This window comes from Slackia isoflavoniconvertens (assembly GCF_003725955.1).
GTDB lineage: Bacteria > Actinomycetota > Coriobacteriia > Coriobacteriales > Eggerthellaceae > Slackia > Slackia isoflavoniconvertens.
In genome coordinates this window covers 1-17,201 of record NZ_QIBZ01000022.1, presented here as the reverse complement: position 1 = coordinate 17,201, position 17,201 = coordinate 1, and the positions used below count along the sequence as shown (strand labels likewise).

Genomic DNA, 17,201 nt, shown 5'->3' with positions numbered 1-17,201 from the left:
CGCGATCGACCGAGATTGGAGCCATATCGACCTGGGAAGACGCAGGACGGGCGTTTGCACGCCCGTCCTGCTAACTGCGAAAACGCCGGTTACGGCACGAGTGTTCGGCTAACAATGAAAATCAACCAGGTGCGAAGTTGGCATGGAGGGCAGGTTCTTGCTGGTATTCGCCTATTGTACGCTCGTCGTCGCGCACGACCAATCGGGCAGCATCCCGACGTAGGTCTCGTAGCCTCGCCTCATCAGCTCCAGGAAGACCGCGTTCTCGTACATGCGGCCCCAGTCCATGTCGCGCGTCCCCAGGACCAGCTCCTTCTTGGTTTCGAAACTCGAATTATTTAAAAGTTTCGAAACCAAGGGGGGCAATATTGCAGGCATTGCAATATTGCGAGCATGGATGTTTCACGGTGTACAAAGCCGTAAAGGTTGCCCGGAGGTTGCCAAATAAATAGCCTCTAATCCATTGATGCAGGTCAAAGGCTTGAAATCACCTGGCATCAGCTTACTCCCACTCAAACTTGAGATTCCACTGACGTCCGAAAACGCTTCGAGCTCCCTTGGATTTTCATACAGTACATGATATAAGGTAATTGGTTTTCCGCTAGGAAGGCTTCCAAGTGCCGGGGACATTTTCCCCGGCTTTTTAATATGAGCAGGACATTGTCAATAGGCAATGAAGAGCCAAGGGCTGTTAATCTCGCCCTTGGCCCAATCTATCTCCTCCGCAATCCCCGTTGACAGCGCGTGTCGGATCGACGCCCGTCTGGCAGTTTAATATTCGCCCGTCGCGCAGAATGCGCCGGCGCATCTCGTTGCTACGGCCGGCCCCTCCGTCTCGTCTGTCTTGCGACGTGCGTGGCGGCTTCGCCGCCGCACGAGACGATATGAGCAGGACATGAAAAAAGTTGGAAGCCCCTCCTGCATGCATATCCGCGAATTAGGCCGACAATAGAGGTGTCCAAACCGCCAGCGGCCATGGCGGCAACGCCCGCCGTGACGCCCCCGAGGACAAAGCCTCTGCGCGAGATTCCCGTGCTGATTCCATCCATACTTCCATACCCTCCTGTCAATGATTGCTCGTTTCGTTGCATCTAGCAACTTGCCAAACGCATTGCATGATGCGGTTTCGGTTGAGAATGGATGATTTGGTGATACGCATTGCAAAAAAGATGACACCAAGAGAAGAACGCAAGCCGTCTCCTTTAATTATCATTCAAAGGGCATGGCTAAGATTCTTCTCGCTTAAGGCCGGGTGCCCATGTGCACCGATCAAGCCTTACTTAAAAGTCCCTTGGAAAAGTTGACGCAAGAGCCAAAAGTCCCTTGGAAAAGTTGACGCAAGAGCCAAAAGTCCCTTGGAAAAGTTTATAATTTGCAAGAAAGTCCCTTGGAAAAGTTTCACGCAACGTTTTGATAAGGGGAAACATGCTCAAGCGAAAAATCACAGACACCCTCTCGGCTTGGAAAGCCAGTCCCAACCGCAAGCCCATCATTCTCAAAGGCTGCAGGCAGTGCGGGAAAACCTTCGCCGCGCAGCACTTTGCACATGCGAATTACCAGAGCGTCGTATACATAAACTTCTTCGAAAACCCTGGCGCAAAAGACATTTTCGCCGGCTCTTTGAACGTGGATCAAATTATCCTTATGGCGTCCGCCTATCTTGGCAGCAGCGCTCGCTTCATTCCCAATGAAACCGTACTAATCCTTGATGAAATACAAGAGTGTCCGCAAGCGCGCACGGCACTCAAATTTTTCTGCCTCGATGGCCGCTACGATGTTATCGCGACAGGCTCGCTTCTAGGCGTTGCCGGCTATGGCGAACAGCCGGCATCCATACCCGTCGGATACGAAACAGTCATCGACATGCATCCGCTCGATTTCGAAGAATTCTGCTGGGCAAATGGCCTGCCGGAAACGGCAATAGATTTGCTGCGCAATTGCTTGAACATCGAAACGCCCATTCCCGCCGCAATTCATTCCCGCATGAGGTCTCTTTTGCTTGAGTACGCGGTAGTGGGCGGCATGCCCGACGCCGTGCAAACGTTCGTGGACTCGCGTGACATGTCAAGCGTACTTCGCATTCAGCGTGACATCGTTCGCGCATACGAAGACGACATGGTGAAATATGCGCCCACAGCCGACAAGCCCCTTATCAAGCAATGTTTCCAATCCATCCCAAGGCAGCTTGCCAAAGAGAACAAGAAATTCCAGTACTCACTCATAAAGAAAGGGTCGACCGCCGCGCGTTTCGCCGGCAGCCTGCAATGGGTCGAAGATGCGGGAATAACCGTTCGCTGCCGAAACCTATCCATCACCGAGCTGCCGCTTGACGGCAATGCAATCGAAGATCAGTTCAAGGTCTATATGGCCGATACTGGCCTGTTCGTAAGCATGCTCGAAGACGGCACACAGTTCGATATCCTGAACGGCAATCTCTTCGGGTACAAAAGCGCCATTTTCGAAAACCTCATTGCCGACATTTTCTCGAAAATGAATCGACGTCTTTATTACTTTAGAAAAGACTCGGGGCTCGAACTGGATTTCGTGATTCGCTATAAAGGACAATGCACGCCGGTTGAAGTCAAGGCGAACGACGGCAATGCCAAAAGCGTAAAAACTGTGCTGAAGCATCCCGAAAAATATCATGTCGAATCGGCGATAAAGCTAGCCGACTTGAACCTCGGCCGCAAAGACGGAATTCTCACGCTGCCACTCTATATGGCGTTTTTACTTACAGAAAGGTAGCTGCCGAGCCGGACACTGCAATAGTCGTGGTTTATTCAATTTCATAGGGGGAAACATGCGAATCGTTGTGTCCAGCGGCAGCCCGCGTAAAAACGGCAACACCGCCATCACGATTGAGGCGCTCAAGGAAGGCGCCCAGACCGCCGGCCGCTCCAGCGGTTTTCGTTGAACGCAACACCCAGCGAACATACCAGGCCTATGATGGCGCACAGCACAAGAATCCATATCACCGGCACCAGGCCCGTGGCGTCTCCTAGCACGCCAAGCAAGGGCGATGCAATGCCACCCACAGCCACAGCCACGCCGAACGACAGCCCCGACGCCATGCCCAGATGCGCCGGCAAATACGACTGACCCAGCGCAATAGCCGGCGGGTTGAACATGTTCACGCACAGCGCCAGCACCATAACGGCCACCACGCACAGCCACACGTTGTCCGACAGCACGAAGACGATGAGTGCCACCGCCATGAGCGCGAAGCATGCAACCATAAGCTTCGGCGTTTCGATGCGACGCACCACAAAGCCCGACAATGCCGTGGCGCACGCGCCGCAGATGGAAAACACCGTGATAAGCAGCGAGGCGGAATCTTCCGACGCGCCGAACGTAGCCACCAAGTACAGCGGGAAGAAGCTAGTCACGCCATAGAACACGATGGATCGCACGGAAAGGGCACCCAGAACCACCGAGAACGCGCCCCAATGGTCGCGCACGCCCTCCCCAACCGGTCCGCCCGCCTTGCGAACGCCAAACTGAAGAAATCGCTTGTTCAGAGTAAGCAGCACCAGAGCGTACGGGATGCAAATGGCCAAATACACCAGCGTGCCCGAAAGACCGAACGCCGTGATGGCGGCGACGCTAATGATGGGGCCCAGGCAAAAGCCCACCTGGCCGCCCACGGAAAACACCGACATGCTAACGGCCTTGTCTTCTCCGCCAGCCAAATTTGCCAAGCGCGCGCCCTCGGGATGCAGCATGGCGTTGCCGATGCCCGAAACCATGGCCGCCGCCACGATGAGCCAATACGATTGCAGCACGCCCACAAGCGCCAAGCCGATACCCGCCAGCGCAACGCCCGCCGACATAAGCCACGGGCGGGCTTTCCTGTCGCCCAGCCAGCCGAACAGCGGCTGGATAATGGCCGAGGCGCTGTTCGCTGCCAGCACCAACGCGGTGATTTCAGCATACGAGAAGCCCGATTTGATAACCAAAAACGGCAGCACCGACGCCAGGCCGCCCTGGGCGGCATCGACGCAAATATGCCCTCCCATCAAAACGAAGGGCAGCTTGTTCGGAAAGCGTTTTCCGCTTTTACTCATGAAATGCAAACTCTCTATGGTTCGTGCGCAAGCGTCGAAAAGCCAACGCGGACGCAAAAATACGTACGAAGCCATTCTAGCCAAACAAGCTTCAATCGCCAGAAAACCCACAACGCATAGAGATTGCCTCGAGCATTTCTGAAAGCCCAGAAGCATTGGCGCCTTTTCAACGATCCGTCGCAAAGAATGCGCGGGCGCGCTTAAAATGCAAACTCCTAAGCGTCTATCATCGCGGCATATCCAAGGAGCAAACCAAGGCCACCGTAAAAAGGCTCACTCGTATATCGCGAAATTTGCGCTGCACACCACCGCGCATAGGGCGCAAAATGTGCGACGAAGTAATCTCCGAAATCGCTTTCTTCGATGCGCGCGCCTTCGCCGGGCCGCACGGTTTTTGCGTTCACCAAGCAGAGAAACGACAAAAACTCGCACAGCGTGCCCACATGATCGATTGGATCGTTCGCTTGCCCGGCCGCCACTTTTTTCGCAACGCCGCAGCGTTTCATGAACTCTTCGATTTCTTCAAACTCCTTGCCAACGCAAAGAATGCCTTTCTTGCCGCGCCGCTCGGCATCTCATACACCAATATAAGGCGTGATGCACGGCGAAGTCGCCCCGACGAAAAGATGCATATAGGCCTGGCGAACCTCGTGAAACACGTCGGCCGCAGCTTTGCCCCGATACGAATCGAAACATTCAGCCACTTTACGGCGGTCGTCCACCGGCAACGCCATGCCGTAGCGAGTCATTATGCGGCACCCCCTTCATACTTCTCGATTTCACACACGAAATCGTTGAAATTGTTGTTGCCGGTCATTTCATCGTGCGCAATCGTGGAAAGCGACTGCGTGTGGCCGTCGATGAAATCGTCGCCCTCGGGGCCGCGGGGAAGCATTAGCGTGTCGGGGCGAATGCCCTGGTTCACCACAGCCTTCAGCACCACATAGCCGTGGTCGTTGAACACACGCACCGTGTCGCCCGACTGAATGCCGCGCGCTGCAGCGGTTTCCTCGTGAATGAGCACCGTAGGTTCACCGCGAAGTTCGTCGAGCCACGGAATGCCCTTAACAGCGAATGGGCCCAATAGTGGTGATGGCCGCTTACGCCGTAAAGCGGGTACTTTTCACGCGCCGGGTTTGCCTGGTATGCCTCGAAGGCCTCTTCGTACCACGGGTAATGGTCTTGAGGGCGAGTCGTCCATTCAATGGTATCGCGGCTTATGAGCTTCTCCAGGAAGAACTGCGTGCGCCCCGTGGCGTTGTATTCCACGCCGACGCGCGCGGCGATTTTCGGCTCCCCAAAAATGCTCTGCTCGCTCATAACGTCGTAGCCACAGCCAGCTTCCAAGTTTTCGGGTGTGTCCAGGTATTCGCGCAGATATTCTTCGTCTGACTTATACAAGCCATCGAAGCCCATTCCGTCGGCAATGGCGCGGAAGATGTCGATGTCAGTCTTCGCCTCACCGAGCGGCTCCACAGCCTTCCGGCGGGAACATCGCATTCCTTCGCAGCGAATTCCACCGCGAAGTCTTTGATGGCCTCTTTCGCCACGGAATACACCGTGCGCACAGCAATGCCGCTAGCATCGAAGGAACCCTCAAGCTCGGGATCGGTTACCGAGAACGACGAGCCAAATGTTTGGCTTGCGGAATCGTACACCGCTTCGTTGTCGACGGAATCGCCGCCCTCCTTCATGGCGGGCAACGGATCCATGCCCAAATCGGATAGACGCAGATAGTTGAGGTCTTCCTTCGCGAGCAACAGCGCCACGGAATGGTTACGCAGATAGTCGTAGTCGATGAGGTCGTTGTCGATGGTGTAGTTGCACATGGCCAGCAGCATGGCACCATCGGTGTCAGGACGCACCGGTACCCAAATGTCGGAATGGGCAGCCGACTTGAATTTATCGGAAATAAGTTTGATGGCCTCGGCCCAGGAAATCTCTTCCCACTGGCCGGAGCCTCGCTTGCCCGTTTGACGCATGGGATGCAGCACGCGATGCGTGGCATGTGCGGCCTTTCACACAGCCCACGGCGCTTTGCGTTTGACGATAGTCGCGGCCGGCCTCCGATACCACCCCCAACTGTCCAGCTTAGTGTAGCCAATCCAGGCATAGTCCAGTCAGCATCAAGGCCCGGCACGCCACTGGACAACGCGGTGGCCGAGCCATTCTTCAAGACGCTGAAAAGGGAATCGGTGAAAGAGAGGAGCTATACGGCAAGGGACGAGGCCAAGCAGGGCATCTTCAAGCACATAGAGCCCTATTGCAGTAGGGTGCGCATGCATTCCACCTTGGGCTGCATGTCTCCAGTGGAATACGAGCGGCAATACGCTTGAGGATCCTTAAAAGAAAGTCCAGTTTCTCCCTCCCACTCCACCTGACCGGACCGATTCGGTCCAACTATTTGTCCGCATCCCCTTACCATCTTATTCAGCAGGGAATACGCTGTCATTTTGCTCTCTACTCAATTCTGCCTGCTTTGAAGATATGAACCCCCTCAATTTGTTGCGCAACAGATTTCGAAAAACTCGGTTTATCCTAATGATGGCGATAATTATTCAAGATTCAGGAATGAGGGAAGGGATCTTATGCATTTGGTAACGTAAAATTCTTTGCACACTTTGAAAGCTGAACACGCCCAGGAAAGAGAAAAGACATGGCGCGTGCCGTCGGTATGATTTGAGTGTCGAATTCAATCATGCTAGGAGGCAGGCCATGTCCAACCCAATCGTATCATTCGACGAGGAGGCGGTGAAGTCCGAGCTTCGCGAGCTGGTCAGGAAAACCATCGAGGAGACCATCAACGCCATGCTGGACGCCGCCGGCGCGACTCTGTCGGAGGGCGGGCACCCGGTCGGGCACACCGACCGCGAGTGCCATTACCGCTGGCCGGGCTGGATCGAGAGGTGCGAGAGATACGGCATCACGAGGTCGATGTCGAAGAAGAGCTGTTCCCCAGACAACAGCGCCTGCGAGGGCTTCTTCGGGCGCCTGAAGGTCGAGCTGTTCTACGGCAGGAACTGGAGCGGGTGGAGCGTCGACGACTTCATGGGCGCGGTCGACTGCTACATCCATTGGTACAACGAGCGGCGAATCAAGGAATCGCTCGGGGGGATGAGCCCGCTGCAGTACAGGCGGTCGCTCAATCTAGCGGCATGAACGCTTTCGTACGGAAAAACGTCAGCATCCCCGAGGTTCGGAATCTGGAGGCATAATGGCAACGCAATCAAAGTCCAAAACGCCGTATATTGTTGGCGCAATCATCGCGGTAGTAATCATCAGCGCGTTGATACCCTACAAAGCATGGGACTACCAGTCCTTAAGCGACCGGTATTGCATCGAAGGTCAGGTGGCTTCAATTGAAGGCAACACCCTCAAGGTGAATATAGATACCGCAAAGAGCGATAACGAGCAGCCCAGGTCGTTGGGAGCTTCTGTAACATTGCAAGGCAGCGTACCGGACTATTGCCGAGAAGGACAATCAGTGATTATCTCAATGCATAGCGGCGATAGCTTATTTGAGAAGAAAGACAAAGGAGTCGAAGTTCAGTTCTACAGGGATACGAACGTCCTGATGGGACTTATAGTGCCCATGATAGCGCCGTTCCATATTGTCGCACCATCCATGACCCTCAAAGACATCAACCTGAACGGCACCCTTCTAGTCTATTACGAAACAGGCAGCAGACGATGAGGAACATGAGATGGCAGATAGCTAGAGTAATGCGAATCGCCATAATCCTGACTATGGCATTCGCGCTTTTTGCCGGACTTTGCGCGTGCGGAAGCTCGCACTATACCACTGGAACAGAGAAGAGCAGTAGCGCCACAAGCTCAAGTGATGGCGCAAAACAGAATCAAGATCAATATGAGGACACTTGGCGACAGCCTAAGCAAGCGACCCCTGAAACATACGTAGATCCTCGCTGGCCAACGACCAATTCGCAATTGCTGGCAATACCCGAAGAGCAACGCTGGTACAACGCTTGGGGAAGCGTAGAGACGACGTGCACTATTGCAGGGCCGGTAATAGATGTCTATCAAGCAACGAACGAGTACGGAGCGCCCATTTTCGTAAACATAGGCGCGGATTACCCCGATCCAGATTGCGTCACACTGGTGATATGGGCTGATGACGAAGCGGAGTTTGATTCGACGCTGCATGACATTGACCACGGAAACGCATGGATATCTGTAACAAGCTACCTGACCACATACAATGGGTATCTGCAATTCTCCACCGACAATTACGTAGAGTGGACATATTGGACAGAGGTCAGATAATCCAAGCCGATTCCATAATGCAAAGCAAAACGAATTTAAATGATTGGCAGTTGGCTGGATTCGAACTTCGTGATGGCGGATACCGCCAGCTCGCCAAGGATGGCAAGCTGGCGGAGTTTGTGCAGAAGACGTTTGGCAAGAAGCTTTAGGGGAGACGCATAAATGAACCTATCGGAAGCAGAAGACCTGTTTGGCTTAAGCGATGGCTATACAACCAAGGAGGTTAATAAGGCCCATAGGCGATTGGCCATGCAATATCACCCTGACCTGAATGAAAACTCACAAGCTTCGGTCTTCTTCATGCGGCAGATAAATGAAGCGAAAACGCTGCTTGAGAAAGCTGCGTCGCATGAGAGCCAAGATTACAGGCAACCGAAACAAGATGCGCGGAAACAAAAACAGAGCAACAGAGATGAGGAAGCAGAACGAAGAAGGAGAGCGCGCGAAGCAGACGAAACGGCGCGTCAAGAGGCCTCAGAAGAAGCACGACGCAAGCAAGAAGAGCGAAAGAGAAGAGCTCGTGAAGCTGAGCGACAAAAGGCAGAGCAACAGCAGAAAGAGAAAGATTACCTTCTTGCTTGCGAGATGTCCTTAAAGGTAAAGACATCTGAAGCACATGCGAGAGTGGCTGAACGTTTTAAGAAGCTCGGTGATTACAAGGATGCAAAAATCTATGTAGCAAGCCACGAGGCGGCCGCAGAGAAATTACGGGTTATCGAAGCGGAACAAAACAAGAAAACGCGCAGATACGGTTTTTTGACCGCATGTTTGACTGTTGCGACTACGGGGTCACTACTGTTTTTCATGTTTAGATTTGCTGGAGCGCCCGGCGTCATCACGTTCTTATTCTTTGGCGGATGGCTGCCTCCAATGCTCTCTATTACATGCAGGACTGGCAAGGATATTAGAGATGCGTGCCTATTTGTCGGCGGCGCGCTAATGGTGGACTTCGTCTCGGGAACAATCGCAGAACTAATAATCACAGGACTAAAAAACCCCTGTGTGATGGCCTGCGCAGGTGCTCAAATCGTGACTATAATCAGTGGCCGTATCAAGCCCTTCACTCCTGCAGGAATCGCTGGAATACTAATTATGTCAGCAGTGGCATGCGTGTTGCTCGGTGTGGCCGTAATGTTTTACATCAACCAGCAGTAGCACGCGCGCCGCATAGCATTTATGTCATGCGACAACGCGCTACAATGCATCAGGCGGCGTCAGTAAAAAAATCAGTAACGAACGCGATTCGGTCCGTTTACGCCGTCGTAAATCGTAGCGCGTTGTCGTGCAAAACAGGCCTACTACCTGCGGAAACATGTCCGCGCTGTAACAATGAGTAGAATAGCGTAGAACCGCCCGATTATTCCCACTCAATCGTCGTAACGACTCCAATCGGCAACAACCAAGCCCCACATCACCCTGGAACAGCCCCCCTTAAAAGAAGCGCCCATCACTTCCTAGATATCGCGCTCCCAACGCCAATCGGCGCCAGCCTCGTTCGCGGCAATTTCGAAGTTGCACCTCACAATGCCCTCGTCAATCACGTTGAGCCCGCTTTGCGGCGCATCAATGCGCACGGTTTTCCCGTCGGAAAGCAGCGTGATCTTGAAATTCTGATTATTCATCGCCGTAGGTGCCAGCTGCGCGGCTTCCATGGCCGCCGCAAACCACGCCGGCGCCTTCGCGCATTCGACGGAAGAAAGCGCCTCGACGCCCTTCGTCTTCCGTGAAAAGCCTTGCGTTTTCCCGTGGCCCACCGCAATGATCAGGCGAATTTTCTTCCCCGGCGCCACGACGGCGCGCGATTTCTTGCGCGAGCACAGCGCGCACCAGCACGTATTGAGCTCCATATCTTGCGCGGCAAGCACGATTTTCTGGCCCCAATAGCCAATGGCCTCGTCGGCGGCCACGCCGCGCGCCTTCCCGTCATCGACCACAAATGCGACATGCGTACGGCACCCGCGAATCAAACCGAAACGCGCAATCACGTTGAAAACCTCGGGATTGTCGCCCACAAGTTGAATATCGAGGCCGCTTTCGCGCGCGCATTCCTCAACCACGGCGATAAGCGCGTCGAACTCAGCCCGCGAAAGAGGCTTTCCGTCATATTCACGCACGGAATGGCGCTCTCGAATCGTCTCAACGGTAATCATGTGCCTGCTCCCTTTCGCCGTGCCGCCTCATTGAGCCCATTCTACGCAACTACACGCAGGGAAGCGTCCCGTTCAGTCATTTCATCGAAATCGACTTCGTGGGGCACGCGCGAACGCATTCGCCACAACACGCGAGCGTTTCACGACGCAGGTCAGCAAGCCTGCCATTCGGAAATACCCAATCAAACCGCTAGACGCCGCCAACCTGAAACGATACTCTTGCCAAACCAGGCGTCTAGCGATCGAGCCCCAACGCCTCGGCCCACGTCTCTTCCTTAAAACCGGGAATCACAAAATCGTCACCCACGAGCAGCGGACGCTTCACGAGCATGCCATCGGTCGCGAGCACATCGAAGCATTCGGCGTCGGTCATGCCGGCGTCGAGCTTCGCCTTAATGCCAAGCTCGCGATACTTCATGCCGGACGTGTTGAAGAGGCGCCGCAACGGCAACCCCGAACGCGCATGCCATTCCGCGAGCTCGGCCGCCGTGGGGTTTTCGGTCGTGATATCGCGATCGACGTATTCCACGCCATGCTCGTCAAGCCACTTCTTTGCCTTTTTGCAGGTGGAACATTTCGGGTATTCCAAAAACAGCACACTCATGAACAGCCCTTTCTCGAACTCGAACAAATACGCCACGGCCTATGTGCGCTGGGCGCAAGCCGACGAACCACGCACACAACGCAAGCCTGCGCTCAGCAGAATCATCAACCCACGCCAAACGGTGGGCCCGGCCTACGGCGAACACGCAACAAGCCGTCGGTCCGCCGAAACCGCAGCCAATCGCCCAACCGCCCACGGCAACACGCCAGCCGAACGCCGCACCTGTCGCGCCTGTCGCGCCTTACGTACGCTGGGCGCGCGGCCCGTGGGTCACGTAGCAAATCGCAGCAGCGAGCGCGTCGGCAGCATGGTCGGGATGGGGCACGTCGTCCAAGCCCAGAATCTGCTTCACCATGTACTGAACCTGGTCTTTTTCAGCGGTGCCCTCGCCCACTACCGCGAGCTTGATTTGGCGCGGCGTGAATTCGCCAACCATGAGCCCGCCCTGCGCGCACGCCACGAGCGCCGCGCCACGAGCCTGGCCTGTGGAAAACGCCGCCGTGATGTTTTGCCCGAACCACACAGTTTCGATGCCGACGCACGTGGGCTTAAAGCGATCGACCACGGCCCCTATTTGCTGCGCGATTTTCAGCAGGCGCTGCGAAAGCTCCATCGACGCAGGCGTTGACACGCAGCCGTACGCGAGGCATCGAAGCCGCGACCCATCCTGTTCCACAATGCCCCAGCCAGTATTGGCCAGGCCGGGGTCGATGCCCAATATGATTCGATGGTCGCCTCGCACGCCCGCCCTTTCGCTTTCCGAAAACTATGCCTTGGATTCTAACGCAGTTGCCGCCCATGCAGTTGATGCCGCGAAAGCAAAACCATTCCAACTTGAACGCCCACATGTCGAACAAAGCGGAGCGCAAGCATGTCAAATTAACGCGGGACTCTACGAATTGCGCCGACACAGAAGAATGCTGCCAGCTAATCCACTTCCCAGCAGCTTTCTGTATGATATTTTGCTATCTTGCTAACTATCTACCAAGATAGCAATAGGCAAACCAGTCGTTTCATCTGCGATAACGAGTGAAAGGCGCCGTCCAAACTTGCCAATATCGAGCGACAGCGCTCACGAATAACCGCGCAGAAAGCCCATCGCCTACGCCTCGGTCGCACGCAAAAACTAGCTGACGAACGCCTGCGCTTCCAGCACAAACGCATGGGGCGTCGAAGCGGGTTCCCACTGCTCTGCGAGCAGCACGGGGCCATTCGCGGCACCAATCTTGTCCAGTCCGAATTGAAAGCATTCGGAAAAATCGGCCGAGCGCACACGGTCGCACGAATATCGCCCAGCAGGAAGGCGCACAAGCGTCATTCCCTTCTCCAGCGCGACACGTGTTGCGGCCTCGGCGTCAAAGGGATAGCTCGGCAACATCTCCACTTGCACGTATGCGATAAGCCCGTTTTCTTCCCCTGACGAAACGTCCAAGAAAGGCGCGCCAAGCCCGCGCGCAACCCCTTCCGTATACAGGGGGACAAGCCGCATGCCCGGCGCGGCTTCGTATATCGCGCTCGTCACCCGAGCATAGCGGCGCATATCGAAATCGCCGCCAAGCGGCGCGCACAGCAAAAGTCGCTCGGCAAATTCGCGCTCATAGCGCTTCTTCGATTGGAATCGTTGCGACTCGGCGATCTCGTCGGCATAGCGGTCGAGCTGCAGAAGCTGCGCCTCGGCGCGCCCGATGCGCTCCCTCGCCAGCTCGCGCCCCTTCTCGATAAGCTCGCTTTGCCCGTAGCCCAAAGCCGCGGTCGAAGCGATTTCCTTCAACGGAACACCCAGCTCAATGAAGGTAGTTACCATATCCAAATCGGAAATCTGGTTGATTGAGTAGTACCGATACCCCGATTCCTCATTCACGTAAGCTGGCTTAAGCGCACCGACGCGCTCGTAATACCGAAGCGATTTCACCGAAACGCCGCGCAGCTTCGCGAATTCGCCAATCGAAAGCAGCTCTTCTTTCATGCATCTCCCATCTGCCACAAGGAGGCGCCTGACCGACTCTCCCATCATGGGATAGTCTAAGATGCGGACCCCTGGTTTTTCAAGATGCGGAATCGAGGCTTTGCATGTCGCCCCACCCCGCGAACCGCGCGAAGACCGGAAGAGGGCAAGCCCGCAAACATGGGCACCTCGACCACGCCTCGCAAGCCACGTGATGACTCTTCACGCTAAGCATTCCCGTAGGGCGAGAAGCCCAATCGCCAGCACACACAACCCCTGTTGAATGGACGCCGCGAAAGCCCCAGGCTCAAGTTCCAGGCAGAGCCATCAGGCGCATGCGCGTGTCGTGCGCGTCGTAGACCCATGTGCCCCTGGAGCCTTACACCCCAAGCGCGTTCGCAAGTCGAATCGAGAACGCCGTTACCTGGCCTTTTTCGAGATAATTGGGCAATCCCGCTTCTCGAAGCGCCTGGCAATACGTCGTTTCGGGCGCAAGCTCGCTCAAGCGCAGATACGTACCAACGGCCGCGGCATAGTCGCTGCGTGATTCCGCGAACAAATCGAGCGCGGCAAGCGCAGAAGTGCCGTACGCGGCGTAGTAAAACGGCGAGGTGAACAGGTGCGACGTCGAAAGCCATTCATTCTCGTCCGCCGGCCACGAGTACTTCTCGTACACCTCAGCCCAAATGGCATCGACCTTATCGACTGTTAAATCGGGCTCGCAATAGACGCGCGTCTCCGCTTCGTTTATGGCAAACCCCTCGCGTACCGCAACCAGCTTGTCGAACAGCACATATTCTCGAAGCGCATCGCCATACCCAGGGCAAAGCACGTCGTAATGGTCGTAGCACAGAAGCTCCAGGCTCTGCGACATAATTTCCTGCACATCGACAACGGTATTGGGCATAAACGAATTCGCGCGCACCCGATACATGTGGTTGAAGTGACCGAATTCATGCACGATTGCCGCGCAGTCCGCCACTTCAGTATTGGGATTCACGAAAACGCAGCCATCATTGTACGCCGCCATTTCCACGGTATAGCTGTTGCGAACCTTAGCTTCCGACGCCGATATGTCATACAAGCCGTTATCGACAAGGTGGTCAAACGATTCCCCAAGCGCAGGCGAAACACGCGCCACGCATGCCCGCGCGTTCGACATAAGCGTCTCTTCGCTTTCGTCGAGAGCATCGAAGGCGTCATCGATATCGTCGCCCATAACGTCGGCCACATAGTTCTGATACACCGGCACGAATTCCCTCGCAACCTCATCTTGCGCCGCCTCAATTTCGGCCATCGTGTAATCGCGCCCATATTCCGTAGCGAACACGTACTCGACGTAGTTCTCGTATCCCAAGCTTCGCGCCCAGGCATTGTTCGCATTGACGAGCTCAACATAGAGGCGTTTGAGCTCGGCGTCGCTCGCATCCCGCGACACGAGCGCACTGTATTGGCTCGCAAGATTGTCACACTTCGCTCGCAACGCAGCGCTTTCCGAAGACATCGTGCTCGAATTGTCCAGAACGCTCGAGAATCCCTCGCCGATATGGGCCCTGAAAGCCGCTCCGTGCTTCGATTCAAGCGCATCCATGAATGCCTGTGCGCACTCTTGGTAATGACTGTCATACGCCGCCTGCTTTGCCGCATACGCGCTCGCAGCAGCCCCATCAAAGCCGGCGCACGCGCAATCGAAGTCGGCAAGCGCACGATCGCTCGACAGATCGGCGAAAAGGCGCTCGAGCTTGTCGTAGGCATTCAGAAGGGCCGACGCATCGTCGCCGTTCATCGCCGTCTGGAACTCTTGAAGTGCCGCGTTATAGGCCACCTCGTCGAAGGAATCACGCGAACGGTCGGGTAAGGCCACGTTCCAATGCTCGACCTCGTTTCCGTATTCAAATTCGACGGGCGCCGAGGAACCTTCCCCCGTTGCGTTGCCGTCCGCTTCGCCTCCGCCGTTACCACCAGAGCCGCACGCCGAAAGCGCTGGTGCGCAGAGCGCCAGAATCAGAACCGCCGCGAACCAAGGGCGCGTGCGAGCAGCGCGAAACCAAGTTGCAGCTTTGCCTTCGAGGATTGCAGAGTACATTGCAGACACCCCCTTGATGAAGCCTCGAACATAATCATTTTCATCGTAAGGGGGAATGGCTAAAGCAGGAATCGCCTCGTGGCCAATTGGGAATACCCGGGCACGACCACACGTCTGATTTTGGGTTATCCGATTTCACACACGCGAAAGCATGGGATTGCTCTTACTTTCTAGTAGGCTAACTTGCTAATGAGTTATTCGGCTAGCTTGCTATTTAACTAGATTACTATCTAACTACTCTTATCCAGGCATATTGCTGAACCGCAGAGAATCGCTGTCAGCATAGAAGCCCGAAAGGCCGAAATACGCAACCGCGCGGGTGCATCTCATCTGTTGCGTTTCATGGGTTCATTTCGAAGGTTACGTTTCTTAGGATGCGTCTCACGGCTTGACCCCACGGCTCGCGCCTCCTGGGCGTTTGCCTCATGCGCTGATATCACAGGTCGCACCTCCCGGGCTTTCGTCTCACTGACTCATTGCATAGGTCCATTGCATAGCTCGCGCCCCGAAGACTGATAGGCCGCTTTTCATGAAGAGCATGCACTTGCCGCAAAATGACCTTATGTCTACATATAGAAGTGCTTAATCCCGGCTGTCGACACCTGAGAACTCCCCTTTTCACGCTGCTTTCGTAGGAGCATGGAGAAATAGTAGGCGGGGCAATAAACTTCAGTTTTGTCTTGCAGGAAGCATGAAAATATCATTGCAGAAACGAAGAGGGAACCCTTATCCCCGAACGCACAAGCCGCCCTTAAACTAATTAGTCCATGCCATCTAAGCGCGTCCCCTACTGGTCTCATTCGCGTACAAATCGCATCATTCGTTTGAGTCATTTTATTGCTCTATCCAAGTGATCTATCGCATTTTCATAAAACTCTTCAAGAGCAAATCGCCCTCAAGCAAATACTCTTAAGACCATGAAACCGAGCACCGCTCCGTTTTCCCAATAAGCGTTAAGGCCCCTTCTTCCAGTCCGCCAACACTGGAATGATTGATCTCATGCCCGCGTCTTCCTTTAGGATATTTGGGACGTTATCGAGATATCCTTAGCTCCCCCCCCCTGCAACTTATTTCATCAATCTGTTTCTTGTTTTTTCATAAGAGAGAACGAACTCCCTTTATTCCAAACCCGATTCGTCTCCTTTCCTTCTCCCTCTCCTTTTCCCTCTTCCACTCCTGCGCATCAGGAGCCTTGCTCCCTCTCGCCATTATTTCCTTCACATGGTGGCGATCCTACTCATTTGAGTTCGAAAACTCGTGTGAAATCTCAACTACATTCTTATTTTATTGCCCCTCCTCTTATTTTGTTCTGACGTAAACTATGTACGATTTTCTCTTACAAACGAGCTTTTTCTTGTGACTTGCTAATAAGCTCTCTGCCCTTCAGCACCACCAGGTTCCGCTCCTGATATGAAAGCGAAAGCCATCCAGCCCTCAACCCCCTACCCTTTTTCGCCGATTATGGGCGACCTTTTGATGAGGCTATAACGCTATACCGAAACCTAATCTCATTCTTACGCTATTGAGGTCTAAATTCGGTATCAATCACAGTTTTCTCGTGTATTCTTTACTTAGTAAAGATTAACGTTATCCCTGCTCGTTCGACTGTTTAATATTTTGACATGTTCTGCCATTAAATTCAATTGCAGAGTTCGATGCATTGCCTATTTTCTTCCTTATTCATATCTGAAAACTACTTCGCAGCTATCCCCTCACGCGCATTTTTCAGCTTTGATTATTCTGCGCGTGTCCGATAAGCGTTCTCAAGCGACGCAATTTGCTATCCAGCGGCCATAGAGCCCGCCCTTCCATTCGTCCCGAGATCTTATTGCTTTTTCAATATTCGTTAGTGCGGTCTAATTAATGGAGCCTGTTTTCACTTTGCTTTTTATTGCCCCCTTTTCTCTTCTCGTATGCGCCCCGATGACGAACCAAGCTTTTCTGTTGATGTTCACTAAGAAGTGGTCCGAGTGATCACTGGGAAATGAGCACCGTGAGCACGAAAAATTGAGCAGTTTAAGCAAGAGGGCCGCGCCCCGGGGACCGGGGGCGCGGCCCTCGCCGTATG

At 54.4% G+C, this 17,201-nt stretch carries 14 protein-coding genes and 1 pseudogene; 5 read left to right on the top strand and 10 right to left on the bottom strand.

Annotated elements, in window-relative coordinates; translation table 11 throughout:
* Window positions 1–1,425: 1,425 nt before the first annotated feature.
* Window positions 1,426–2,745 carry an ATP-binding protein gene (locus DMP05_RS09245; RefSeq protein WP_123220178.1) on the top strand — a complete coding sequence of 440 codons (1,320 nt, stop codon included), beginning with the start codon at window positions 1,426–1,428 and terminating at the stop codon, window positions 2,743–2,745.
* Between the two features lie 122 nt (window positions 2,746–2,867).
* Here the strand turns inward: DMP05_RS09245 and DMP05_RS09240 are convergent, their stop codons facing one another.
* The 5 genes from DMP05_RS09240 to DMP05_RS09225 all read right to left on the bottom strand — a co-directional run bounded on the left by DMP05_RS09240 (window position 2,868) and on the right by DMP05_RS09225 (window position 6,058).
* On the bottom strand, window positions 2,868–4,064 hold the full coding sequence (locus DMP05_RS09240; protein WP_161957532.1) for an MFS transporter: 1,197 nt from the start codon (window positions 4,062–4,064) through the stop codon (window positions 2,868–2,870).
* Between the two features lie 215 nt (window positions 4,065–4,279).
* The gene (locus tag DMP05_RS10295) at window positions 4,280–4,612 is read right to left on the bottom strand and encodes a molecular chaperone TorD family protein (RefSeq protein ID WP_375781755.1); all 333 of its coding nucleotides are present in this window, start codon (window positions 4,610–4,612) and stop codon (window positions 4,280–4,282) included.
* A 27-nt stretch (window positions 4,613–4,639) separates the two neighbouring features.
* Window positions 4,640–4,813, bottom strand: a complete 174-nt coding sequence (locus tag DMP05_RS09880) for a hypothetical protein (RefSeq protein ID WP_161957531.1) — start codon at window positions 4,811–4,813, stop codon at window positions 4,640–4,642.
* On the bottom strand, window positions 4,813–5,148 hold the full coding sequence (locus DMP05_RS09230) for a molybdopterin dinucleotide binding domain-containing protein (protein WP_123220175.1): 336 nt from the start codon (window positions 5,146–5,148) through the stop codon (window positions 4,813–4,815). The genes DMP05_RS09880 and DMP05_RS09230 overlap by 1 nt, the downstream gene beginning before the upstream one ends.
* Window positions 5,149–5,380: 232 nt before the next feature.
* On the bottom strand, window positions 5,381–6,058 hold the full coding sequence (locus DMP05_RS09225; RefSeq protein WP_161957530.1) for a molybdopterin-binding domain-containing protein: 678 nt from the start codon (window positions 6,056–6,058) through the stop codon (window positions 5,381–5,383).
* On the opposite strand from DMP05_RS09225, the gene DMP05_RS10290 reads away from it, so the two are divergent.
* From DMP05_RS10290 to DMP05_RS09200, 4 genes and pseudogenes are all read left to right on the top strand, one after another.
* A complete protein-coding gene (locus DMP05_RS10290; RefSeq protein WP_123220179.1) occupies window positions 5,948–6,400 on the top strand; it encodes an integrase core domain-containing protein in 453 nt (150 codons plus the stop codon). The two genes, DMP05_RS09225 and DMP05_RS10290, sit on opposite strands and share 111 nt — an antisense overlap.
* A gap of 463 nt (window positions 6,401–6,863) precedes the next feature.
* A pseudogene (locus DMP05_RS09215) lies at window positions 6,864–7,223 on the top strand (transposase); the annotation flags it as partial.
* Between the two features lie 55 nt (window positions 7,224–7,278).
* Window positions 7,279–7,758 (top strand): hypothetical protein, encoded by a 480-nt coding sequence (locus DMP05_RS09210; RefSeq protein ID WP_123220172.1) that lies wholly within the window; start codon window positions 7,279–7,281, stop codon window positions 7,756–7,758.
* A 752-nt stretch (window positions 7,759–8,510) separates the two neighbouring features.
* Window positions 8,511–9,503, top strand: coding sequence for a J domain-containing protein (locus DMP05_RS09200; RefSeq protein WP_123220170.1), 993 nt, complete (start codon window positions 8,511–8,513; stop codon window positions 9,501–9,503).
* A 299-nt stretch (window positions 9,504–9,802) separates the two neighbouring features.
* Here the strand turns inward: DMP05_RS09200 and DMP05_RS09195 are convergent, their stop codons facing one another.
* The 5 genes from DMP05_RS09195 to DMP05_RS09175 all read right to left on the bottom strand — a co-directional run bounded on the left by DMP05_RS09195 (window position 9,803) and on the right by DMP05_RS09175 (window position 15,133).
* Window positions 9,803–10,498 carry a nitroreductase family protein gene (locus DMP05_RS09195; protein WP_123220169.1) on the bottom strand — a complete coding sequence of 232 codons (696 nt, stop codon included), beginning with the start codon at window positions 10,496–10,498 and terminating at the stop codon, window positions 9,803–9,805.
* Window positions 10,499–10,733: 235 nt separating this feature from the next.
* Window positions 10,734–11,102: an arsenate reductase family protein gene (locus DMP05_RS09190; RefSeq protein WP_123220168.1), complete on the bottom strand. Its 369-nt coding sequence runs from the start codon at window positions 11,100–11,102 to the stop codon at window positions 10,734–10,736.
* A 241-nt stretch (window positions 11,103–11,343) separates the two neighbouring features.
* Window positions 11,344–11,844 carry a crossover junction endodeoxyribonuclease RuvC gene (ruvC, locus tag DMP05_RS09185; protein WP_114616349.1) on the bottom strand — a complete coding sequence of 167 codons (501 nt, stop codon included), beginning with the start codon at window positions 11,842–11,844 and terminating at the stop codon, window positions 11,344–11,346.
* Window positions 11,845–12,228: 384 nt separating this feature from the next.
* A complete protein-coding gene (locus DMP05_RS09180; RefSeq protein ID WP_161957528.1) occupies window positions 12,229–13,068 on the bottom strand; it encodes a MerR family transcriptional regulator in 840 nt (279 codons plus the stop codon).
* A gap of 358 nt (window positions 13,069–13,426) precedes the next feature.
* Window positions 13,427–15,133 carry a gluzincin family metallopeptidase gene (locus DMP05_RS09175; RefSeq protein WP_123220166.1) on the bottom strand — a complete coding sequence of 569 codons (1,707 nt, stop codon included), beginning with the start codon at window positions 15,131–15,133 and terminating at the stop codon, window positions 13,427–13,429.
* Window positions 15,134–17,201: the final 2,068 nt, after the last annotated feature.